Below are 23,478 nucleotides of genomic sequence, written 5' to 3' on the forward strand. Positions count from 1 at the left end.
TGTGCTAGCATGCAAAACAGAGAATGATTGGCGCATTTTTCGACGTGTAACGAATGCGCGCTGCTGGATTCGTGCATGACCCTGGAAATATTAACCTCACAGGATAGACCGCAAAGAAAATGGCTCAACGCACTGTTTTTGGGTGCATTGGCCTTTTTACTGACGCTATTTTGTCTCGAACTGATTGTGGTCAGCGGACGCATTTCCCCGCTTTGGTACTCCACCGCCCTGATGACGGTGGTGGTTTTTCGCGCCCCCTCAAAACATGTTCCGCTGCTGCTGCTCAGCTGTGTCATCGGCACCTCGCTGGCCAATTTAATCGTCATCGGTCCGGCGCTGAGCAACCTTAAATTTGCCATCCTGAATATGGTGCAGGCCATTCTCGGCGGCCTGATGTTGCGCGCGCTGCTGGATCGCAGAAATCCCCTGAATTCGCTGCTCGATTGGGTGCGATTTGCCGTCTGCGCCGGTTTGATTGCGCCGCTGATTGGCGGTGTGGTGGCGGTCTGGATGCTGCAGGTAGGGCATCGTGCGTCGTTGCCCTTCTTTTCTACCTGGGTGATCTCCGAAGTGATTGGCGTGCTGGCATTCGGCCCCGTGCTGTTGTTATGGCCCAACAAGCCGCTGCGTCAATTAATCACCCCCGATCGTCAGCTGGAAACGCTGCTGACACTGATCGTCACCCTACTGGCCAGCTATTTGTCGCTGCGTTTTCTGCCGTGGCCGTTCACCTTTATTGTGGTGATCCTGTTTTGGTGCGCGGTGCGGCTACCGAAATTCGAAGCCTTTTTACTGTTCTTTCTTAATGCCAGTTTTATCTCCATTCTGCTGGCATTCAGTTTCGTTAACCTGGCACAGACGGGTCTGTTACTCGGCCAGGTCAGCACCTGGTTGCCATTCCTGTTAGTGCTGCTGCCCAGTCATGTGATGGCGCTGGTGATGGATGCGTTCCAGCGCGAAAAGCATCATATCAGCGAGAGTGAGACCCGCTTCCGCCATGCGATGGAGTATTCGGCGATTGGCATGGCGCTGGTGTCGCCCAATGGCGGCTGGCAGCAGGTAAATCAATCGCTTTGTCACACGCTGGGCTTTCCGGCGGACGAGCTGAAAAAACTCACTTTCCAGCAGATTACCCATCCTGATGATCTCAACAGCGACCTGCAACAGCTGGAGCGTTTGGTGGCGGGTGACATCATGAGCTACACCATGGAGAAGCGCTATTTCCGCAAAGATGGCGAAATTGTCTGGGCGAGTTTGACAGCATCCATGGTGCGCGATGCCAATTTCCAGCCGCTCTATTTTATTGCACAGATTGTCGATATTTCTGAACTCAAACAGAGTGAGCAGGTGAATCGTCGCCTGATGGAACGCATCACGCTGGCTAACGAAGCGGGCGGTATCGGCGTGTGGGAGTGGAATCTGCTGACCGGTGAAATGCTGTGGGACAAGCGCATGTACGAGCTGTTTGCGCTGGGCCCGCATCAAATCCCCACCTATGATCTCTGGCTGCATCTGTTGGAACCGACAGAACGCGAAACGGCCGCGCTGATCGTGCAGCAGGCGATTGAACGGCGCAGCGCTTTCCATATGGAATACCGTGTCAATCTGCCCAGCGGCTCGCGCTATGTGCGCACCGAGGCTAACCGCATTCTCAGCCAGGATGGTCAAATCGAACGCATGCTCGGCATCTGTCAGGACATTACGCCACTGCGCGCGCTCAACGAAGCGCTGTTCCAGGAAAAAGAGCGTATGGCGATTACTCTCGCCTCCATTGGTGAAGCGGTGATCAGCACCGATGACGAGATGCGCGTGACCTTTATGAACCCGGTAGCCGAAACGCTCAGCGGTTGGACACAGGATAAAGCGGCGGGTATGCCTATTACCGAGTTGCTGAACATCACGCGTGGCGCAAAAGGCCCCCGCGTGGAGAATCTGTTGCTGTGCAACTTGCCGGGCGAGAGAACGACCCCCGATCTGGAAGAGGGGCTGGTACTGCATACCCCCGATGGTACAAAGGTGGAAATTCATTACAGTATCACGCCATTGAAAACCTTAACCGGCGCCAGCATCGGTGCGGTGATGGTTATTCAGGATGTCAGTGAATCGCGCAAGATGATGAAGCGCCTGAGCTACAGCGCCTCACACGATATGCTGACACGATTGCCAAATCGCCACAGCTTTGAACAGCAACTCAAACACGTGGTGAACGATGCTGCGGCCAACAACACTCAGCATGTGCTGGTGTTTATTGATCTGGATAAATTCAAAGCGGTGAATGACAACGCAGGTCATGCGGCAGGCGACGCCCTGCTGCGAGAACTGGCGGAGTTGATGCAAAAACACCTGCGCAGCAGCGATCTGCTGGCGCGTTTGGGCGGCGATGAATTTGGTGTGTTGCTTCCGAACAGTCACGTTGACCAGGTGCGCGAGGTGGTTCAGCGCATTGTCACTTCGGTCAACGAATACACTTTCCTGTGGCACGATCATCCTTATCATGTGGGTGCCAGCGCCGGGATCACGCAGATTGATCAGCACAACTGCATCCGCAATGTGGTGATGTCACAGGCGGATGTCGCCTGCTATAGCGCGAAACATGCGGGCCGTGGTCAATATCACGTTTATCAGGAAGTACAAATGTGATCATTGCCAGCCCGCGCTGGCTGCGCTAAAGTCGCCCCCTTTTTTCTGGCATGGGGGATAAAATGTTCATTGGATTCGATTACGGCACGGCCAACTGTTCTATCGCGGTCAGCGATAACGGTACACCGCGCCTGCTGACACTGGAGAAGGGTCAGCGCCTGCTTCCCTCCATGATTTGTGCACCCACGCGTGAAGCAATCAGCGAATGGCTGCACCGCCATCATCAGGTGCCGACACCGGATACAGAGGGTACCGCGCTGCTCCAGCGTGCTCTGCGCTATAACCGCGAAGAAGATATCGAAGTGACCGCGGCAAGCGTGCAGTTCGGCCTGACCGCGCTGCAACAATATATGGTGGACCCGGAAGAAGTGTGGTTCGTAAAATCACCGAAATCCTTCCTTGGCGCCAACGGCTTAAAACCACAGCAAATCGCCTTCTTCGAAGATCTGGTGTGCGCCATGATGCTGCACATTCGCCAGCAGGGTGAAACTCAACTCGATCGCCCGATTGAGCAGGCGGTGATTGGTCGTCCGATTAACTTCCAGGGTCTCGGCGGTGAAGACGCTAACCAGCAGGCACAGGGTATTTTGCTGCGTGCGGCGAAGCGTGCTGGCTTCCGCGACGTTGAGTTCCAGTTTGAACCGGTTGCGGCAGGTCTGGACTTTGAGGCGACATTAGAGAAAGAGACGCGTGTGCTGGTGGTCGATATCGGCGGTGGTACTACCGACTGCTCGATGCTGTTGATGGGTCCAGAGTGGCGCAATAAAACCGACCGCCGTGAAAGTTTGCTGGGCCACAGTGGTTGCCGCGTGGGCGGTAACGATCTCGACATTATCCTCGCGTTCAAAACCCTGATGCCGCTGCTCGGTCTTGGTGGTAACACGCAAAAAGGCACCGCCCTGCCCGCACTGCCGTGGTGGAACGCGGTGGCGATTAACGATGTTCCGGCGCAAAGCGACTTCTACTCTGCCGCGAGCGGTAAACTGCTGCGCGATTTGATTCGCGATGCAGAGCAAGGTGACAAAGTGGCGCACCTGCTGAAAGTGTGGCAGCAGAAGCTGAGTTATCGTCTGGTGCGTGCGGCGGAAGAGAGCAAAATCGCCTTGTCCGAATTGCCGGAAACCGAAGCGTCGCTGGCGTTTATCGCCCAGTCATTGCAGGCTGATATCAGCGCCACGCAACTGGAAGAAGCCATCAACCAGCCACTGGAGCGCATCCTGGAGCAGGTGCATCTGGCACTCGCCACCTGTGAAACCAAGCCGGAAGTGATCTACCTGACCGGCGGCAGTGCACGTTCGCCAGTGCTGCGTGCGGCATTGCAGCAGGCCTTGCCGGATACGCCAATAGCGGGTGGTGATGACTTTGGCTCAGTGACCGCCGGTCTGGCGCGCTGGGCAGAGGTGATGTTCCGTTAACCCGGTTGCAACCACTTTATCGCGCATTGTGCAGATGATTGATCCACTGCCCGATGCGCAATGAATTACGCCGGTAACAAGCAAAAAAATGGCGGCCCATCTGGCCGCCATTTTCATGTGCATCCGCGAATCAGAAATTAATGTTCGCCGCAATGCCGCCAACAAACGCATCTTTCACTTCACTCACTGCACCCGGCGCCACCACATATTGCAGGTTCGGACGCAGCTGCAGCCATTTGGTCAGCTGAGCGTTGTAATAGATCTCGTAGTTGTATTCCGAGCCATCCTGAATCGGCAGATAGGTCGGGCTGTTGAAGTCAGTTTCGCCGTTAGCGTTGTTCTGCTCACGCAGCGAACGGGTATAGGCGCTGTTAACGTGGATGCGCGCCGCACCAACACCGATTTCATCCTGTGGACGCGCATCAAACGGTCCTTTCCAGGTGAAGCTGATGGACTGATAGTTGTCGGTTTTCGAGGTTTTATGATCGTTCATCACCGCCTGAACCGTCACGCCCAATCCACGGCTGGCATCACCACCTTGCGCTGTCAGCTGCTGTTGCAACAACACGTAGCCACCGTAGGCGTGATCCTGGCTCTGATAAGCGCCATCGCGCCAGCTGCCATAGTTATCGCTGTTGGCTGACGAGTAGTAATACCCGATACGGTAGTTACCCGGCAGTTTGTCGGCACCGAAAGTCGGTTTCCAACCCAGTTCCACCGGCACCATATTGCCTTCGGAATTGCTGGTGTCGAGACGGAAGCCATCGCCGCGATCGTAGTTGGAACTGTTCTGGTTATAGAAGCCGACCTGGAAGAACACTTCCGGCGTGATGTTGAACTTCACACGGCCGCCCCACTGGGAAACTGGCCAGTTAAACCAGCGATCGCCACGCCAGTTACCCGCCTGACCACTACCAAAGGCCAGGTTCTGGAACTTACTGTCGAAGTTATCGAAGTCTTCACCGACAGTGACACGACCGGCTTTCAGGTTAACCGCGTCATCAAACAAACCTTTGCTCAGCCAGAACTGCGTCAGGCGCCAGGTTTGTCCACGGCCATACACTTCCTGCGTTGAAGAGAGCATGCCCGTGCGACGATCGGCGACCTGATCGGAGATGTTTTGCCCATTACGGTCAGTGATGGTCATCTGGAATTGCGCATCCTGCCAGTTCAGCAGTTTTTCCAGGTCAAAGTTGGCGCCAAATGCCCACTGATCGCTGTAACGCATGGAAGTGTTGGTATCCGCGCCGCCGCCGAGGTTAGAAGCGCTCTCCATGGTGTAGTTGACGTCGAATTTGATGCCGTCTTGTTCCAGCTGCGTTCGGGAACCACCCCAATCGCCGAACATGTAAGGTGAGTCATAGCTGAATGCATCAGCCGCCATTGCTGATGTACTCAACATCGCAAACATCAGGGTGCCCGCTGCCAGACGGGGCATATGCTGCACTGCTTTTTTTCTGTTCATGATCATTATTCTTTTGTGATGTAACGGGAAAGGATCGAACAGAGGATAGTGCTGGCGCTATGTCAATTTTTGCAAATATGTGCGCAGTGTTTGGCAGGGTGATAGTTAATTAACGCAATTGTGACAAGGGTCTATGAATGAATATCTTTTTACAGAAATGGCATTTTTTGCATGGCAAAAAAACAAAATAAAGCGGGACGCCGCAGCGCCCCGGGTGGATTACGCTTTGCTGGCACTCGCCAGCTCTTCGATTTCCTGCTTGCTCAGTTCTAATTCGGTGGCTTTCACCAGCTCATTAATCTGTTCCAGCGAGGTGGCACTGACGATCGGTGCGGTGATGCTCGGGCGCGCAATCTGCCACGCCAGCGCGACCTGAGTCGCTGATGCATCGTGCGAAGCCGCCACATCCTCCAGCGCTTCGACAATGCGCTTGCCGCGCTCGTTAAGATACTTTTCGACGATGCCCTGCCCGCGTTTACTCTTGCTGGCATCTTCCGGCTTTTTATACTTACCGCTCAGGAAACCGCTGGCCAGCGAGTAGTAGTTAATCACGCCGAGGCCATTTTTAACCGCCACCTGCTCCAACCCACTTTCATACTCCTGGCGGTCATACAGGTTGTATTCCGGCTGCAGGGTCTCATAACGCGCCAGTCCCTCTTTCTTGCTGATATCCAGCGCTTCCTGCAGGCGTTTAGCATTGTAGTTGGAGGCGCCAATTGCACGCACTTTGCCTTCTTTAATCAGCGAATCAAAGGCTTTCAGTGTATCGACCAGCGGCGTATCCTGGTCGTCGCGGTGCGCCTGATAGAGATCGATCACATCGGTTTGCAAACGACGCAGCGAATCTTCCACTGCCTGACGGATGTAAGCCGGTTTTAGCCCGGTTTTCTCCGGAGACAGCTCCATCCCCACTTTCGTCGCCAGCACGATACTGTCGCGCTTGCCGCTTTTTTTCAGCCATTTGCCAATGATGGTTTCAGACTCGCCCCCTTCATTACCGGGAGCCCAGCGAGAATAAACGTCCGCGGTATCGATAAAGAACAGCCCTTTTTCCACCAGCGCGTCGAGCAGTGAGAACGAGGTTTTCTCGTCGACTGTCCAGCCGAAAACGTTGCCGCCAAAAGTGAGAAGCGGAACCTGAATACCACTGTCGCCAAGCTGACGGGTTTTCTGTTGACTCATTTTGTTCTCCTTATTGAAACGAGACATGACTGCCTTTGAGCTTAGCAAAGGAAATCGCTGCGCTTATGCGTTTTCCTGCCAAAATGTTTACGTAATATGAATACTTAGCGCCTCAGGGGCGATATTCTTAATTCCTTCAATTTTTGCCCGGCCCGGGCGTCTACAATCATTTCGTTTGCGAAACGGCCATTTTGCTTTCGCATTTGGGGAATACGAAACCGCTGGAGAGCACGCAAGCAGATGAACAGTCGACTGAAAACAAGCCTGATAACACTTGTCGCGATCGCCGCAGTCGCGGGCGGATATTACTGGTGGCAGCATCCTGCGGAACCGAGTAAGCAGCCGCAAGTCGAGGGCCAGCAGCATCATGGTCGCGGCGCAGGCGGCGCAAATCGCCGTCCTTTAGCACCGGTGCAGGCCGCTGCTGCAACGACCCAGAGCGTGCCCTACTATCTCAGCGGGCTTGGCACCGTCACCGCCGCCAATACCGTGACGGTACGCAGCCGCGTTGACGGCCAGTTGATGGCATTGCATTTCCAGGAAGGTCAGCAGGTCGCAGCCGGTGCGCTGCTGGCCGAGATCGATCCCCGCCCATATCAGGTCGCGTTAATTCAGGCCCAGGGCCAGCTGGCAAAAGATCAGGCCACGCTGGCCAATGCACGTCGCGATCTCAGCCGTTATGAAAAGCTGGCGAAAACCTCGCTGGTCTCGCAGCAGGAACTGGACACTCAGCGTTCGCTGGTGAGTGAAACCCTCGGCACGATTAAAGCCGATGAAGGTAACGTTGCCAGCGCGCAGCTCAATCTCACTTACAGCCGCATTACCGCGCCGATCTCCGGTCGTGTAGGTCTGAAGCAGGTCGATGTGGGCAATTACATCACCTCCGGCGATACCAGTGGCTTAGTGGTGATCACCGAAACCCATCCGATCGACGTGGTGTTCAGCATTGCCGAGAACAATATTAGCCAGATCCTCAAAGCGCAAAAAAGCGGGCAGCCGCTGATTGTTGAAGCCTGGAATCGCAGCAATAAAACCTTGCTCACCAGCGGCACGCTGCTCAGCCTCGACAACCAGATTGATGCCACTACCGGCACCATCAAACTCAAAGCGCGCTTCGATAATCAGGATGACACGCTGTTCCCCAATCAGTTTGTGAATGCGCGTCTGAAAGTGGACACGCTGCAGGATGCGGTGGTGATCCCAACGGCTGCGCTACAAATGAGCAACGACGGCCACTTTGTCTGGGTGGTCAACAGCGAAAACAAAGTGAGCAAGAAGCGCGTAACGGCGGGCTTGCAGGATAGCCAGAAAGTGGTGATCAGTGCCGGGCTCGACGCCGGTGAGCGGGTGGTCACTGACGGATTGGATCGTCTGACCGAAGGTGTCACCGTTGAAGTGGTATCACCGGAAAGTACCGCCACACACAGCACGCGCGCCGCCCAGCCTGCGCGCGGAGAGCGTCAATAATGCAGGTGATGCCTCAGGACAGCAGTGGCGGCCCGTCACGCCTGTTTATTCTGCGCCCGGTGGCGACCACGCTGCTGATGATTGCCATTCTGCTGGCGGGCGTGCTCGGTTACCGCTTTCTGCCGGTATCGGCGCTGCCCGAAGTGGATTACCCGACGATTCAGGTGGTCACGCTCTACCCTGGCGCCAGCCCGGATGTGGTCACCTCCTCGATTACCGCCCCGCTTGAACGTCAGTTCGGCCAGATGTCAGGGCTGAAGCAGATGGCATCGCAGAGTTCCGGTGGTGCCTCGGTGGTGACCTTGCAGTTCCAGCTTTCACTCTCTTTGGATGTCGCCGAGCAGGAAGTACAGGCGGCGATCAACTCCGCCACCAATCTGCTGCCCAGCGATCTGCCCAACCCGCCGGTCTACAGCAAGGTTAATCCTGCCGATCCACCGATCATGACGCTCGCCGTCACCACCACCAGCATGCCGCTGACGCAGGTGCAGGATATGGTGGAGACGCGTGTGGCGCAGAAAATTTCGCAGGTGACCGGTGTGGGCCTGGTGACGCTGTCCGGCGGACAGCGCCCAGCTGTGCGCGTGAAAATGAACACCCAGGCACTGGCCGCGTTAGGCTTGACCAGCGAAACCGTGCGCACCGCCATCACCAACGCCAACGTCAACTCCGCCAAGGGCAGCCTGGATGGCCCAACGCGATCGATTACGCTGGCCGCCAACGATCAGATGACCTCCGCCGAGGATTACCGCAAGCTGATCATCAGCTATAACAACGGTGCGCCAGTGCGTCTTGGTGATGTCGCCACTATTGAGCAGGGCGCAGAAAACAGCTGGCTTGGCGCATGGGCTAACCGTCAGCAGGCGATTGTGCTCAACGTACAGCGCCAGCCGGGTGCCAATATCATTGCCACCGCTGATAGTATTCGTACGCTGCTGCCCTCCCTTACCGCCACACTGCCCAAATCGGTGGACGTGAAACTGCTCACCGACCGCACCACCAATATCCGTGCATCGGTGGCGGATACGCAGCACGAGCTGATGCTGGCGATTGGTCTGGTGGTGATGATCATCTATCTGTTTCTGCGTAACGTGCCTGCCACCATCATCCCGGCCGTGGCGGTACCGCTGTCGCTGGTTGGGACGTTTGCGGCGATGTATTTCCTCGGCTTCTCAATCAATAACCTGACGCTGATGGCACTCACTATTGCCACCGGCTTTGTGGTCGACGATGCCATCGTGGTGATCGAGAACATCTCGCGCTATATCGAAAAAGGTGAGAAGCCGATGACGGCAGCGCTGAAAGGCGCGGGCGAAATCGGCTTCACCATTATCTCCCTCACCTTCTCGCTGATTGCGGTGCTGATCCCGCTGCTGTTTATGGGCGACGTGATTGGTCGTCTGTTCCGCGAATTTGCCGTGACGCTGGCGGTGGCGATTCTGATCTCCGCCGTGGTGTCGCTGACGCTGACGCCGATGATGTGCGCACGCATGCTGAGTGCCGAATCGCTGCGCAAGCAGAACCGCTTCTCGCGAGCCAGTGAAGCGATGTTTGATCGGGTGATTGCCGGGTACGGACGCTGGTTAACGCGCGTATTGCAGCATCCGTGGATCACATTGTCGGTGGCGCTCGGCACGCTGCTGCTGACGGTGGTGATGTGGATTGCCATCCCGAAAGGCTTCTTCCCGCAGCAGGATAACGGCATTATTCAGGGCACCTTGCAGGCGCCGCAGTCGGTGTCGTACAGCAGCATGGCGGAACGCACGCGCGATGTGGCGTCGATCATCATGAAAGATCCGGCGGTGCAGAGCATGACGTCATTTGTCGGCGTCGATGGCACCAATGCGGCACTGAACAGCGCGCGTTTACAGATCAACCTGAAACCGCTCAGCGAGCGTGATGACCGCATTCCTGCGGTACAGAAACGCCTGCAGCAAGAGATTGATAAAGTGCCTGGCGTCTCACTGTGGCTGCAGCCGGTGCAGGATCTGACCATTGAAACCCAGGCGAGCCGCACGCCGTACCAGTTCACGCTGCAATCCGGCTCACTGGAATCACTCAGCACCTGGGTACCGAAGCTGCTGGCACAACTCAATAGCTTGCCGCAGCTGCGTGACGTCAGCAGCGACTGGCAGGATCAAGGCCTTGAAGCCTTTATCCGTGTCGATCGTGACAGCGCCAGCCGACTCGGCATCACCATGGCGGATGTCGATAACGCGCTGTACAACGCCTTCGGTCAACGATTGATCTCCACCATTTACACCCAGGCCAATCAGTATCGCGTGGTGCTGGAGCAGAACAATGAGCAAACGCCGGGCCTGGCCAGTCTCGACGGTATTCGACTGACCAGCACTGACGGCGGCAGCGTACCGCTCAGTGCCATCGCGCAGATCGAAGAGCGTCATGCGGCGTTGAGCATTAACCACCTCGATCAATTCCCGTCAGCCACCTTCTCGTTTGATGTCGCCGAAGGCTATTCACTGGGCGAAGCGGTGAAAGCCATCAGCGCAGCCGAAGATCAGGTCGGCATGCCCGCCGAAATGATGACGCAGTTCCAGGGCAGCACGCTGGCGTTTGAAGCGGCGCTCACCAGTACCGTGTGGCTGATTATTGCGGCGGTGGTGGCAATGTATATCGTGCTCGGTGTGCTGTATGAGAGCTTTATCCATCCGATCACCATTCTCTCCACGCTGCCAACTGCGGGGGTGGGCGCGCTGCTGGCGCTGATGCTGAGCGGCAACGAGCTGGATATCATCGCCATCATCGGCATTATCTTGCTGATCGGTATCGTGAAGAAAAACGCCATCATGATGATCGATTTCGCGCTGGCCGCCGAGCGTGAGCAAGGTATGGCACCACGTGAAGCGATCTATCAGGCCTGTTTACTGCGTTTCCGTCCGATTCTGATGACCACGATGGCGGCACTGCTCGGTGCCTTGCCATTGATGTTGAGCACCGGTGTTGGCGCAGAGCTGCGTCATCCGTTAGGTATTGCCATGGTCGGCGGCTTGATCCTCAGCCAAATCCTGACGTTGTTTACCACGCCAGTGATCTATCTGCTGTTTGACCGACTGGCCCACGCCACGCGCCGTCGCTTTAAGCGTTCCGAGGCGCAGCCGTGAAGTTCTTCGCGCTGTTTATCCATCGGCCAGTGGCGACCACGCTGCTGACGCTGGCGATTGCGCTGGCCGGTATTCTCGGTTTCCGTCTGCTGCCGGTCGCCCCGCTGCCGCAGCTGGATTTCCCGGTAATCGTGATTACCGCTTCGCTGCCCGGTGCGTCGCCGGAAACCATGGCTGCTTCGGTGGCCACGCCGCTGGAACGTTCGCTGGGGCGCATTGCCGGTGTCAGTGAGATGACCTCCACCAGTTCACTCGGCAGCACGCGCGTGATTCTGGTGTTCGATTTTGACCGCGATATCAACGGTGCCGCGCGTGACGTGCAGGCCGCCATCAACGCCGCGCAAAGCCTGCTGCCGACCGGCATGCCAAGCCGTCCGACCTATCGCAAAGCCAACCCCTCTGATGCGCCGATCATGATCCTGACGCTGACCTCGGATATTTATAATCCCGGCCAGCTGTATGATTACGCCTCAACGCAACTGGCACAGAAGCTGTCGCAGATTCAGGGCGTTGGTGATGTCACCGTGGGCGGCAGTTCATTGCCTGCGGTGCGCGTCGATCTCAATCCTCAGGCGCTATTCAATCAGGGCGTGTCACTGGATGCGGTGCGTACCGCCATCAGCAATGCCAACCAGCGCCGTCCGCAAGGGGCGATTGATGATGTGCAGCAGCGCTGGCAGGTACGTACCAACGATGAGCTGCAAACCGCCAGCGAATATCAGCCGCTGGTGGTGCATTACAGCAACGGCGCGGCGGTCCGCCTGAGCGATGTGGCTAACGTGCAGGACTCGGTGCAGGACGTGCGCAACGCCGGGATGACCAATGGCAAACCGGCGGTGCTGCTGGTGGTACGCAAATCGCCGGATGCCAATATCATTGAAACCGTGGATCGCATCCGCAGCGAGATGCCGCTGCTGCATGAGGTGATCCCCGCCGCCATCGATTTACAGATCGCTCAAGACCGCTCCCCCACCATTCGCGCCTCGCTGCAGGAAGTGGAGCAGTCATTAATGATTGCGGTGGCGCTGGTGATTCTGGTGGTGTTTGTGTTCCTGCGCGACGGCCGAGCCACCCTGATCCCGGCCGCCGCCGTACCGGTTTCGCTGATTGGCACCTTTGCCGCCATGTATCTGTGCGGATTCAGCCTCAACAACCTCTCGCTGATGGCGCTGACCATCGCCACCGGGTTCGTGGTCGATGATGCGATTGTGGTGCTGGAAAATATCGCGCGTCACGTTGAAGCGGGGATGAAACCGCTACAGGCGGCGCTAACCGGCGTGCGCGAAGTGGGCTTTACCGTGCTGTCGATGAGTCTGTCGCTGATTGCCGTGTTCCTGCCACTGCTGATGCTGGGCGGCATTATCGGGCGCTTCTTCTCGGAATTTGCCATCACGCTGTCGGTGGCGATCCTGATCTCGCTGTTTATTTCGATTACGTTGACGCCGATGATGTGCGCCTACCTGCTGAAGCCGCAGGAAAAGCGCAGCCAACCGCGTACCCGTGGTTTCGCCAAAGTGATGCTGAGCGTGCAAAACGGCTACGCGCGCTCGCTGGGTTGGGTGCTGAATCATGCCATCTGGGTGCTGATGCTGCTGCTCGCCACCGTCGGGCTGACGGTGTATCTGTTTATCTCGATCCCCAAAACTTTTATGCCGGAACAAGACACCGGACGCTTAAACGGTTTTATCTCGGCGGATCAGAGCATTTCGTTCCAGGCGATGCGTGGCAAGCTGCAGGACTTTATGAACATCATCAAAGCCGATCCGGCGGTGGATAACGTCACCGGCTTTACCGGCGGTTCGCGCACCAACAGCGGATCGATGTTCGTGTCTCTTAAGCCGCTGTCGGAACGCAGTGAAAACGCGCAGGAGGTAATTGCCCGCCTGCGCACCAAGCTGGCGAAAGAGCCCGGCGCTAACCTGTACCTCAACGCAGTGCAGGATATTCGCATCGGTGGACGTGAATCCAACGCCAGCTACCAATACAGCCTGCTGTCGGACAATCTCGCTGACCTGCGTGAGTGGGAGCCAAAAATTCGTCAGGCGTTTGCCGCGTTGCCGGAACTGGTCGACGTGAACTCCGATCAGCAGGACAAAGGCAGCGAAATGGATCTGACCTACGATCGGGAAAGCATGGCGCGGCTGGGTATTGAAGTCTCAGCCGCCAATGCGCTGCTGAACAACGCCTTTGGTCAACGGCAAATCTCCACCATTTACCAGCCGCTGAATCAGTACAAAGTGGTGATGGAAGTCGATCCGCGCTACACCCAGGATATCAGCGCCCTCGATCAGATGTTCGTGATCAACAGCGATGGCAAAGCCATTCCGCTGAGCTGGTTCGCCAAATGGCAACCAGCTAACGCGCCGCTGTCGGTCAACCATGAAGGCCTGTCCGCCGCTTCGACAATCTCCTTTAACCTGCCGGAGGGCGTGTCGTTATCTCAGGCTTCGGCGGCGGTTGAACGCACCATGACGGCGCTCGGTGTGCCCTCCAGCGTGCGCGGTAGCTTTGCCGGTACGGCGCAGGTGTTTGAGCAGTCACAATCCAATCAGCTTTATCTGATGCTGGCGGCGATTGCGGCGGTGTATATCGTGCTGGGGATTTTGTATGAGAGCTACGTGCATCCGCTGACCATTCTCTCTACCCTGCCCTCGGCCGGCGTGGGCGCGCTGCTGGCGCTGGAACTGTTTAATACGCCGTTCAGTTTGATTGCGCTGATAGGGATATTGCTGCTGATTGGCATCGTGAAAAAGAACGCCATCATGATGGTGGATTTCGCGCTGGAGGCCCAGCGCAATGGCAATCTCAGCGCGCGTGACGCCATTTTCCAGGCCTGTCAGATGCGTTTCCGCCCGATTCTGATGACCACGCTGGCAGCGCTGTTTGGCGCACTGCCGCTGGTGCTGACCAGCGGCGACGGTGCGGAATTGCGTCAACCGCTGGGGATCACCATTGCCGGCGGGCTGGTGATGAGCCAGCTACTCACGCTCTACACCACACCAGTGGTGTTTCTGATGATGGATAAGCTGAGTCGGCGTAAAAAAGCGGCATTGATTACCGAATGACCATGCTATACACCTTTGCTACATAGCATAAAGCGAGTAAACTTTATCCAGTCACTATGAAGGAGGTTTATATGTCTCAAGGTACAGTGTTTACTAATAATCGTACGCAAAACGTGCGTATTCCTGCTGACGTGCGCTTTCCCGACAACGTGAAAAATGTCACGGTGCGTGCGATTGGCAAAGAGCGCATTCTCACACCAATAGAAAACGCCTGGGATAGCTTTTTCCTCGATGGTCCCAGCGTAAGCGACGATTTTATGAATGAGCGTGCGTCACAGGAGCAATCTGATAGGGAAGACTTTTAATGCATCGCTACATGCTGGATACCAACATCGTTATCTATGTCATCAAACGCCGCCCTATTGAGGTTTTGGAACGCTTTAATGCCAACGTCGGGCGCATGGTCATCTCATCAATTACGCTTGCTGAACTCGTTCATGGCGCGGAGAAGAGTGCTTTTCCTGAAAGGAATCTACGCACTGTTGAAGACTTTATTTCCCGTCTGGACGTACTCAGTTACGACCAAAGGGCAGCATTTCATTACGGCTCGATTCGCGCTGACCTGGAAAAGAAAGGCACACCCATCGGTCTGAATGATTTACACATAGCTGCACACGCGCGAAGCGAAGCGCTAACACTCATTACCAATAACCTGCGCGAATTTTCACGGGTGAAGGGGTTAATCAGCGAAAACTGGCTTTAATACAACGGTACTCTTCATGAACTCGCAAAACGCCACCGTGCGCTGGCAGCTGTGGATCGTCGCCTTCGGCTTTTTTATGCAGGCGCTGGATACCACTATCGTCAACACCGCCATCCCTTCGATGGCGCGCGATCTCAACGTCAGCCCACTCAACATGCACTCGGTGATCGTGTCGTATGTGCTGACGGTGGCCGTGACTTTGCCGATCAGCGGCTGGCTGGCGGATCGCTTTGGCGTGCGTAACATCTTCTTCTGCGCCATTGTGCTGTTCAGCATCGGTTCGCTGCTGTGCGCCTTCTCTACTTCGCTCGATCAGCTGGTGATGGCGCGCGTGGTGCAAGGCGTCGGCGGGGCGATGATGGTGCCGGTCGGGCGTTTGACGGTGATGAAAATTGTGCCGCGCGAGCAGTACATGTCGGCGATGACCTTTGTGACCACGCCGGGGCAAATCGGTCCGCTGCTCGGTCCGGCGCTGGGCGGGATTTTGGTGCAATACGCCAGCTGGCACTGGATCTTCCTGATTAATATTCCGGTCGGCATCATCGGCGCGATTGCTACGCTGATGCTGATGCCGAATTACACCATGCAAACCAAACGTTTTGATTTTCTCGGCTTCGTGCTGCTGGCAGTGGGCATGGCGACTCTGACGCTGGCGCTCGACGGCCAGCGCAGCACCGGCGGCTCCCCGCTGCTGCTCGGCGCACTGATTCTGGTCGGCGTGTTCTCCCTGCTGTTTTACCTGATGCACGGTCGTAACAACGACAACGCGCTGTTTAGCCTGAAGCTGTTCGACAACCGCATCTACTCGATTGGCCTGCTCGGCAGCTTCACCGGACGCATCGGTAGCGGCATGCTGCCCTTTATGACACCGATCTTTTTGCAGGTGGGCCTCGGCTACAGCCCGTTCCACGCGGGTTTAATGATGATTCCGATGGTGCTGGGCAATATGGGTACCAAACGCGTGGTGGTGCGCATCGTTAACCTGTTTGGCTATCGCAATGCGCTGGTCGGGGCAACTATCGCACTGGCGCTGGTGGTGTTGCTGTTTCCGGCAGTGGCGCTGCTCGGATGGGTGTGGATGCTGCCAGTGGTCCTGCTGCTGCAAGGCATGGTGAATGCCATCCGCTTCTCCTCAATGAACACCTTAACGCTGAAAGAGTTACCGGATGATCTGGCTTCGAGCGGCAACAGCTTGCTCTCGATGATCATGCAGTTGTCGATGAGTATTGGCGTCACGGTGGCAGGCTTGCTGCTGGGTGCGTTCGCCCACGGCGCCGTGACCAACAGCGCCGCCGCACATCAAACCTTTATTTATACCTACCTGTGCATGGCGCTGGTGATTGTGTTGCCAGCACTGGTGTTCTGGCGCGTACCTAAAGATGTGAGTAAGAACGTGGATCTCAGAGGCAGGAGAAAAGCATGAAGCAGCCGGTGAAACTCGGCATTGGCGCCAAGCTGTTTGTGGCGATTTTTTCCACCTGCATGCTGGTGATCATCACCATGCACTGGGGCGTGCGCCTCAGCTTTGAGCACGGCTTTGTTGATTACATCAAGAAAGGCAATGAACAGCGTTTAACCCTGCTGAGCGATGCGCTGGCGGATCAGTATGAGCAGCACGGCAACTGGGATTTCCTGCGGAACAACGACCGCCTGATTTTCACCATACTGCGATCGATGGAGCAAAATCCCGGCAGCAGTACGCAGTTGCCGCCACACGGCTGGCGTACCCAATTCTGGATTATCGATCAGCAGTATAAGGTCTTGTCCGGGCCACACTCGCCGGTGCCGCCGGAAGGCACGCGGCGCAACATCACCACCAGCACCGGCAAAGTGGTGGGTTGGGTGATCGCCTCGCCCGCTGAACGACTGACGCGCAGCACCGATATCAACTTTGATCTGCAGCAGCGCCGCACCAGCTGGATGATCGTCACCCTCACCACGCTGCTGGCGGCGCTGGTCACCTGGCTGCTTGCGCGCGGCTTATTGGCCCCGGTGAAGCGGCTGGTGGATGGCACCCATGAACTGGCGGCAGGCAAATTTTCCACACGCGTGGAAGTGGGCAGCAGTGATGAAATCGGTCAGCTGGCGCGTGACTTTAACCAGCTCGCCAGTTCGCTGGAGAAGAACGAAAGTAACCGCCGCGCCTTTATGGCCGATATCTCCCACGAGCTGCGCACACCGCTGGCGATCATGCGCGGTGAGCTGGAGGCGATGCAGGATGGTGTGCGCAAGCTGACGCCGGAAGCCATCACCTCACTGCAGAGTGAAGTGGTGGTGCTGACTAAACTGGTGGACGATCTGCATCAGCTGTCGCTGTCTGACGCGGGCGCCCTCGCCTATCGCAAACAACCGGTGGATGTGGTGAATCTGCTGGAAGTGGTGGCAGGCAGCTTTGGCGAACGCTATCGCAGCCGGGATTTAACCCTCACCCTTGCGCTGCCGACCAAAGCGGAAAGTTTTGGCGATCCGGATCGTTTAATGCAGTTGTTCACCAATCTGCTGGAGAACAGCCTGCGTTACACTGATGCCGGTGGCGAAGTGCGGGTCAGCCTGCAACAACACGGCGACTACTGGCAATTACGCTTTGCGGATAGCGCGCCCGGCGTGGATGCTGAACATCAGGCACATCTTTTTGAGCGTTTTTTCCGGGCAGAAAGTTCACGCAATCGCGCCAGCGGCGGCTCTGGATTAGGCCTGGCGATCTGTAAAAACATTGTTGAAGCACATAGCGGCAGCATTTCTGCGGAGCACTCTGATTTAGGTGGACTGCAAATCGCGCTAAACTTGCCGTATGTTCCTCACCAGAAATAGCTTATGAGCCCGGATAATCACGATCCCCTGATTCTTATTGTTGAAGACGAACCGAAACTGGCGCAGCTGATGATCGATTATCTGCAGGCGTCCAACTATCGCACCCACCATATTGCTGATGGCAATGATGTGCTGAACTACGTGCAGCACTCACCGCCGGATTTGATGCTGCTGGATTTGATGCTGCCGGGTCGCGATGGCTTAACGCTGTGTCGTGAAATCCGCCGTTTCTCCGAGCTGCCGATCATTATGGTGACAGCACGCACCGAAGAGATTGACCGCCTGCTGGGGCTGGAAATCGGCGCGGATGATTACATCTGCAAACCGTTCAGCCCTCGTGAGGTGGTGGCACGGGTGAAAACCATTTTGCGCCGTGTAAAACGTTCGCCGGAAGAAGCGCAGCTCGCCTCGCATCTGCTGATTGATGAAGGACGTTTTCAGGCCAGCTGGCGCGAACAGCAGCTGGAACTGACGCCTGCTGAATTCCGCTTGCTGAAAACCCTGGCGCTGGAGCCGGGTAAAGTGTTCTCGCGTGAACAGTTACTGAATCATCTTTATGACGATTATCGCGTGGTCACTGACCGTACTATCGACAGCCATATCAAGAACCTGCGTCGTAAGCTGGAAAACCTTGATGCGGAGCAGCCGTTTATTCGCGCGGTGTACGGCATGGGCTATCGCTGGGAAGCGGACGTCTGTCGCCTGATGTAGCGCTAGCTTGATGTAGATCAATTTACTTCAGAGGCGGCGCTGCCTACAATTCCCCACCTTTTGCAGGGCCGTTTGATGCGGCTCATGCACCTGCCATCGCCGATAGCATGCTGACCTGACATCAGTGAGAATTCCCTCCATGTTTAAACCCGAACTCCTCTCTCCAGCGGGATCGCTGAAGAATATGCGCTATGCCTTTGCCTATGGCGCTGACGCGGTGTATGCCGGTCAACCGCGCTACAGCCTGCGCGTGCGTAACAATGAATTCACCCATGAAGTGCTGGCTAAGGGCATTGAAGAAGCCCACCAACTGGGCAAGAAATTTTACGTGGTGGTGAACATCGCGCCGCATAACGCCAAGCTTAAAACCTTTATCCGAGACCTGACGCCGGTGGTGGAGATGCAGCCCGATGCGCTGATTATGTCCGATCCCGGCCTGATTATGCTGGTGCGCGAAGCCTTTCCGGAGATGCCGATTCATCTGTCGGTGCAGGCCAATGCGGTGAACTGGGCGACGGTGAAGTTCTGGCAGCAGATGGGGCTGACCCGCGTGATTCTGTCGCGCGAGCTGTCGCTGGATGAGATTGCTGAGATTCGCCAGCAGGTGCCAGAAATGGAGATTGAGATCTTCGTACACGGCGCACTGTGCATGGCCTACTCCGGGCGCTGTTTGCTTTCCGGTTATCTCAATAAGCGCGATCCGAATCAGGGAACCTGCACTAACGCCTGCCGCTGGGAATACAAAGTGGAAGAAGGCAAACAGGATGAGGTGGGCAATATTGTCGGCTTCCATCAGCCGGTTGAGGTGCAGGAGCCCACGCTGGGCGTTGGCGCGACGACCGACCGTGTATTCTTGTTAGAAGAGAAGATGAAGCCCGGTGAAGTGATGAGTGCCTTTGAAGATGAGCACGGCACTTACATCATGAACTCAAAGGATTTACGCGCGGTGGCCCACGTCGAGCGCCTGAGCCAGATGGGCGTACATTCGCTGAAAATTGAAGGCCGCACTAAATCCTTCTACTACTGCGCCCGCACCGCGCAGGTGTATCGTCGTGCTATTGATGATGCGGCAGCGGGCAAGCCGTTCGATCCGGCGCTGCTGGAGACGCTGGAAGGTTTGGCGCATCGTGGCTATACCGAAGGTTTCCTGCGTCGTCATACGCATGACAGTTATCAGAACTATGAACAGGGTTTCTCGGTATCCGAGCGCCAGCAGTTTGTGGGAGAGTTTACCGGTGAACGTCGCGGCGACTGGGCGCAAATTGCCGTGAAGAATAAGTTTTTGCTCGGCGATTCTGTGGAGATCATGACGCCGCAGGGCAATCTGAACTGTACGCTGGAATCGATGCAAAATGATAAAGGTGCAGCGGTAGATGTTGCGCCGGGAGATGGACATAAGGTGTGGATCCCGGTGCCGGAATCGGTGGATCTGGCCTTTGCTTTGTTAATGCGTAATTTCACAGACGGCAACAGCACCTACGATCCGCACGGAAAAAAGCGCACATAATGAAAAGAAAGGCGCGAAGTTAGAACAGGATCACAGACCGCCGCTGCGCCTCGCTTTAGAATCCCGCCTGCTGCTAACGAGTAACAATAAACAGCAGGTAGTACCAGGAACCACCTCATTCACCCGCCCGGCTCCCCCGTGCGGGTTTTCTTTTTTTCATCGCCCGCCGATAAAGTTCCTCGCCCAGCTATGCTATAACCTCTGCATCGTATTTCGCCTCAAGGAACTGATTATGCAAAATAAACCACTGACGCTGCTGGTCCTCAATGGGAAAGGCGCGGGCAATGAAGATTTGCGTGCGGCGGTGAATACGCTGCGCGATGAAGGTTTTAATCTGGCGGTACGCGTGACCTGGGAAAAGGGCGACGGTGACCGTTACGTGCAGGAAGCGGTGGAGTTGCAGGCTGAAACCGTGGTAGCGGGCGGCGGCGATGGCACCATCAATGAAATCGCCACAGCGCTGGCGGCAGTGCCTGCTGAGCAGCGTCCAGCACTGGGTATTCTGCCGCTTGGCACGGCCAATGATTTCGCCACCAGCGTGGGGATTCCAGAGGAGATGGAACCGGCGCTGCGTCTGGCGGTGTTGGGTAAAGCCAGCGCGATTGATTTGGCGCGCGTGAATGGCGATCGCTACTTTATCAATATGGCGACCGGCGGCTTTGGCACGCGTATTACCACGGAGACGCCGGAGAAATTGAAATCGGCTTTAGGCGGCGTGTCGTACTTTATTCATGGTTTGATGCGAGTAGATGCGCTGAAGCCGGATAGCTGTGAGATCAGTGGTCCGGGCTTTGAGTGGCAAGGTGATGCACTGGTGATCGGCATTGGTAATGGTCGTCAGGCGGGTGGCGGACAGAAGTTGTGTCCGGATGCGTTGATCAATGATGGGCAGCTGAATCTGAGCATTGTTACCGCGCAGGAGTTGTTGCCGACCTTGCTGCATTCACTGACGCGTAATGATGAGAATCCGAATATTGTCTCGGCGCAGCTGCAGTCGCTGAGCATTCGTTCACCGCATGAGATGACGTTCAATCTGGATGGCGAACCGCTGACCGGCAGCGAATTTGAAATTGAAGTGATGCCAGGCGCGCTGAGCTGCCGCCTGCCGCCGCAGTGCCCGCTGCTGGCGTGATGTTTGTTGGTTAGAGGCGGGTGAAATGCAGTCTGGGTTGCTGGTGATAACGCAGTCTGGGTTGCTGGTGATAACGCAGTCTGGGGTCGCTTTGGGGCTGGCGGTCCTCGCGCCGCTGACGCGGTGCCTTCACTTCACTCGTCAGCCGGACGGACCGGCGCAGACGGAACATCCCTGTTCCGGCTGCGCCTTTCGCCAGCATCCATGCTGGCTCTCCCGGCTTCCTCATTCCGTTCAGCGCTGCGAAATGCCAGCCCCATCGCGACCCCAGCCTGCTCATTAGCTTTAATGCGTGCTGTCAGAGGTGCTGCCTGTTAGACATTGCGCTCATTGGCTAACTTTGGCTGCTGCCAGAATCACTCTTTAGCAATATTCACTACCGGCTTAGAAGCTGCCCTAACCTGCCCAATAGCTTGAATGCGTACTGTAAGAAGGCCGTTACACTTTCATCCAGCGACGCTCGACAGCGGACACCGCCACCGCTTCCAGTACTTTTTGCACCTGCAAACCTTCGGCAAAATCTGGCCACATACGATCGCCGGCTGCGATACCGTTGATCAAGTCACGGATCTCCACGGTTTTCTGATCGTTAAAACCAATACCGTGACCCGCTGATACGCAGAAGTTGGCGTAATCCGGATGGGCCGGGCCAGTCAGAATGGTTTTGAAGCCCTGACGTCCAGCAGGTTCATCATGGATATACAGCTCCAGCTCGGCCATGCGCTCCTGGGTGTAGCGTAGCGTACCTTTGGTGCCGGTGACCACGTAGGTGAGGCCCATTTTGCTGCCACAGGCGATGCGCGAGGTTTCAAAAACGCCGTGCGCACCGTTTTTAAAGCGCAGCAGCGCGCTGGCCTGATCTTCGTTCTCTACCGGCAGCAGACGTGAAGGGTCTTTCGGATCGGGCCGCTGTTTAATTACCGTCATCATATCGCCGCTGACTTCTTCGATGTCGCCCACCAGATAGTGCGCCATGTTGACGATATGCGCCGCCAAATCGCCCAGCGCACCTAAACCGGCCAGCGCTTTCTGACAGTGCCAGTCGAGCGGGGTTTCCGGACGTGCCAGATAATCTTCGTTGTGGGTGCCGTAAAAATGAATCACTTCACCAATTTCACCACGCGCAATGATTTCACGCGCCAGTTGGCTGGTCGGGTTTTTCATGTAGTTGAAGCCCACCAGCGTTTTCACGCCGGCCTGCTGCGCGGCCTGCACCATCTCTTCTGCATCGGCCACAGACAACGAAAGCGGTTTCTCGGAATAAACGTGTTTGCCGTTACGGATCGCTTCCAGCGCCATCTCTTTGTGCAGGAAGTTCGGGGCACAGATATCGACCACATCAATGTTGGGATCGCGCACCAGCTCGTGCCAGTCGCCAGTTGAACGGGCAAAGCCAAAGGTTGCCGCCTGTTTGGCAGCCAGTTCAGGATTCACCTCTGCCAGCATTTCACGCACGATTTCGCCTTTCAGCGCAAAAACAGTGGGAGCCTGCGCGTAAGCAATGGCGTGACAACGACCAATGTAACCACTGCCGATCATTCCGATTCTGACTTTGTTCATGCTGCACCTGGAGTTGTGGGTGGGAATTGATCTGGAATATATGTTTCGCTTTTGGCCGCCACAACGGCGAAATGAAATATCTGTGATCATACATGCGAGGTATCTGACAAAATCGACAAATCAGAATGTAATTTTGCATAACATTAGTGACTTGCATCACAAATCATCCTGTTATGGAGTGTGATTCAGCGCGCTAAGGCGGAGAAAATCGTAAAATTGACGCTTTATTCAGCAGTCAGTAAAAAATGTAGAAAAGGCCTTTGACAACCCAGAGCCTGCTCGTTACTATGCGCCCCGTTCCAAACGATTCCTCTGTAGTTCAGTCGGTAGAACGGCGGACTGTTAATCCGTATGTCACTGGTTCGAGTCCAGTCAGAGGAGCCAAATTCTTGAAAAGAGCAGCCTATCAGGCTGCTTTTTTTATGCCTGCAATTTGGGAGGCGATGAATGGAATAGTCGGGCGATGTCCTATCTAAAGTCATTGTCGGCTCAATCTGAAAATCCCACATCTCAAATCTCAAATCTCTGCTATTTCAGCCCCACTCCAACTCCACTGCCCCATCTTCCAAACTGCCACAGTTCTTCGCTCCCTCTTCCTGCACTCTGTGACTCTCTTCACAACTCTTTAACGCCGACTTGTATGGTAGTATTAGCAAGCGTATTTTTCATTCATTGCATTCCCGTTGATGCCAAATCCA

At 56.0% G+C, this 23,478-nt stretch carries 15 protein-coding genes and 1 tRNA gene; 13 read left to right on the forward strand and 3 right to left on the reverse strand.

Annotated elements, in window-relative coordinates:
• Window positions 1-75: 75 nt before the first annotated feature.
• Window positions 76-2,640, forward strand: coding sequence for a diguanylate cyclase (locus AC6I8L_RS12695; RefSeq protein WP_058961399.1), 2,565 nt, complete (start codon window positions 76-78; stop codon window positions 2,638-2,640).
• A 62-nt stretch (window positions 2,641-2,702) separates the two neighbouring features.
• Window positions 2,703-4,055, forward strand: a complete 1,353-nt coding sequence (gene yegD / locus AC6I8L_RS12700; protein ID WP_058961400.1) for a molecular chaperone — start codon at window positions 2,703-2,705, stop codon at window positions 4,053-4,055.
• Window positions 4,056-4,185: 130 nt separating this feature from the next.
• Here the strand turns inward: yegD and AC6I8L_RS12705 are convergent, their stop codons facing one another.
• Both AC6I8L_RS12705 and AC6I8L_RS12710 read right to left on the reverse strand, forming a co-directional pair.
• Window positions 4,186-5,526, reverse strand: a complete 1,341-nt coding sequence (locus AC6I8L_RS12705; protein ID WP_058961401.1) for a carbohydrate porin — start codon at window positions 5,524-5,526, stop codon at window positions 4,186-4,188.
• Between the two features lie 213 nt (window positions 5,527-5,739).
• Window positions 5,740-6,702, reverse strand: coding sequence for an aldo/keto reductase (locus AC6I8L_RS12710; protein ID WP_058961402.1), 963 nt, complete (start codon window positions 6,700-6,702; stop codon window positions 5,740-5,742).
• A 240-nt stretch (window positions 6,703-6,942) separates the two neighbouring features.
• On the opposite strand from AC6I8L_RS12710, the gene AC6I8L_RS12715 reads away from it, so the two are divergent.
• From AC6I8L_RS12715 to yegS, 10 genes are all read left to right on the forward strand, one after another.
• A complete protein-coding gene (locus AC6I8L_RS12715; protein ID WP_058961403.1) occupies window positions 6,943-8,169 on the forward strand; it encodes an MdtA/MuxA family multidrug efflux RND transporter periplasmic adaptor subunit in 1,227 nt (408 codons plus the stop codon).
• Window positions 8,169-11,291 carry an MdtB/MuxB family multidrug efflux RND transporter permease subunit gene (locus tag AC6I8L_RS12720; protein ID WP_058961404.1) on the forward strand — a complete coding sequence of 1,041 codons (3,123 nt, stop codon included), beginning with the start codon at window positions 8,169-8,171 and terminating at the stop codon, window positions 11,289-11,291. Before AC6I8L_RS12715 ends, AC6I8L_RS12720 begins: the two co-directional genes overlap by 1 nt.
• Window positions 11,288-14,356: a multidrug efflux RND transporter permease subunit MdtC gene (gene mdtC, locus AC6I8L_RS12725; RefSeq protein ID WP_058961405.1), complete on the forward strand. Its 3,069-nt coding sequence runs from the start codon at window positions 11,288-11,290 to the stop codon at window positions 14,354-14,356. The genes AC6I8L_RS12720 and mdtC overlap by 4 nt, the downstream gene beginning before the upstream one ends.
• Window positions 14,357-14,427: 71 nt before the next feature.
• A complete protein-coding gene (gene vapB, locus AC6I8L_RS12730) occupies window positions 14,428-14,661 on the forward strand; it encodes a type II toxin-antitoxin system VapB family antitoxin (RefSeq protein WP_034824846.1) in 234 nt (77 codons plus the stop codon).
• Entirely contained in the window at window positions 14,661-15,059 is a 399-nt protein-coding gene (gene vapC, locus AC6I8L_RS12735) for a type II toxin-antitoxin system tRNA(fMet)-specific endonuclease VapC (protein ID WP_058961406.1), read from the forward strand. The genes vapB and vapC overlap by 1 nt, the downstream gene beginning before the upstream one ends.
• 16 nt (window positions 15,060-15,075) lie before the next feature.
• Window positions 15,076-16,482, forward strand: a complete 1,407-nt coding sequence (locus tag AC6I8L_RS12740) for an MFS transporter (protein WP_058961407.1) — start codon at window positions 15,076-15,078, stop codon at window positions 16,480-16,482.
• Window positions 16,479-17,870, forward strand: coding sequence for an envelope stress sensor histidine kinase BaeS (baeS, locus tag AC6I8L_RS12745; protein WP_058961408.1), 1,392 nt, complete (start codon window positions 16,479-16,481; stop codon window positions 17,868-17,870). The genes AC6I8L_RS12740 and baeS overlap by 4 nt, the downstream gene beginning before the upstream one ends.
• Before the next feature lie 3 nt (window positions 17,871-17,873).
• A complete protein-coding gene (gene baeR / locus AC6I8L_RS12750; protein ID WP_034824856.1) occupies window positions 17,874-18,581 on the forward strand; it encodes an envelope stress response regulator BaeR in 708 nt (235 codons plus the stop codon).
• Window positions 18,582-18,720: 139 nt separating this feature from the next.
• A complete protein-coding gene (gene trhP, locus AC6I8L_RS12755) occupies window positions 18,721-20,088 on the forward strand; it encodes a prephenate-dependent tRNA uridine(34) hydroxylase TrhP (RefSeq protein WP_058961409.1) in 1,368 nt (455 codons plus the stop codon).
• 232 nt (window positions 20,089-20,320) lie between these two features.
• The gene (gene yegS, locus AC6I8L_RS12760; protein ID WP_058961410.1) at window positions 20,321-21,220 is read left to right on the forward strand and encodes a lipid kinase YegS; all 900 of its coding nucleotides are present in this window, start codon (window positions 20,321-20,323) and stop codon (window positions 21,218-21,220) included.
• A gap of 438 nt (window positions 21,221-21,658) precedes the next feature.
• Here yegS and AC6I8L_RS12765 read toward each other — a convergent pair whose 3' ends face one another.
• Window positions 21,659-22,780, reverse strand: a complete 1,122-nt coding sequence (locus tag AC6I8L_RS12765; RefSeq protein ID WP_058961411.1) for a Gfo/Idh/MocA family protein — start codon at window positions 22,778-22,780, stop codon at window positions 21,659-21,661.
• A gap of 308 nt (window positions 22,781-23,088) precedes the next feature.
• Between AC6I8L_RS12765 and AC6I8L_RS12770 the strand changes: the two genes are divergently transcribed.
• Window positions 23,089-23,164 (forward strand) — tRNA-Asn (locus AC6I8L_RS12770).
• The last annotated feature ends 314 nt before the right edge of the window (window positions 23,165-23,478 follow it).

It is taken from the genome of Type-E symbiont of Plautia stali (genome assembly GCF_059731115.1).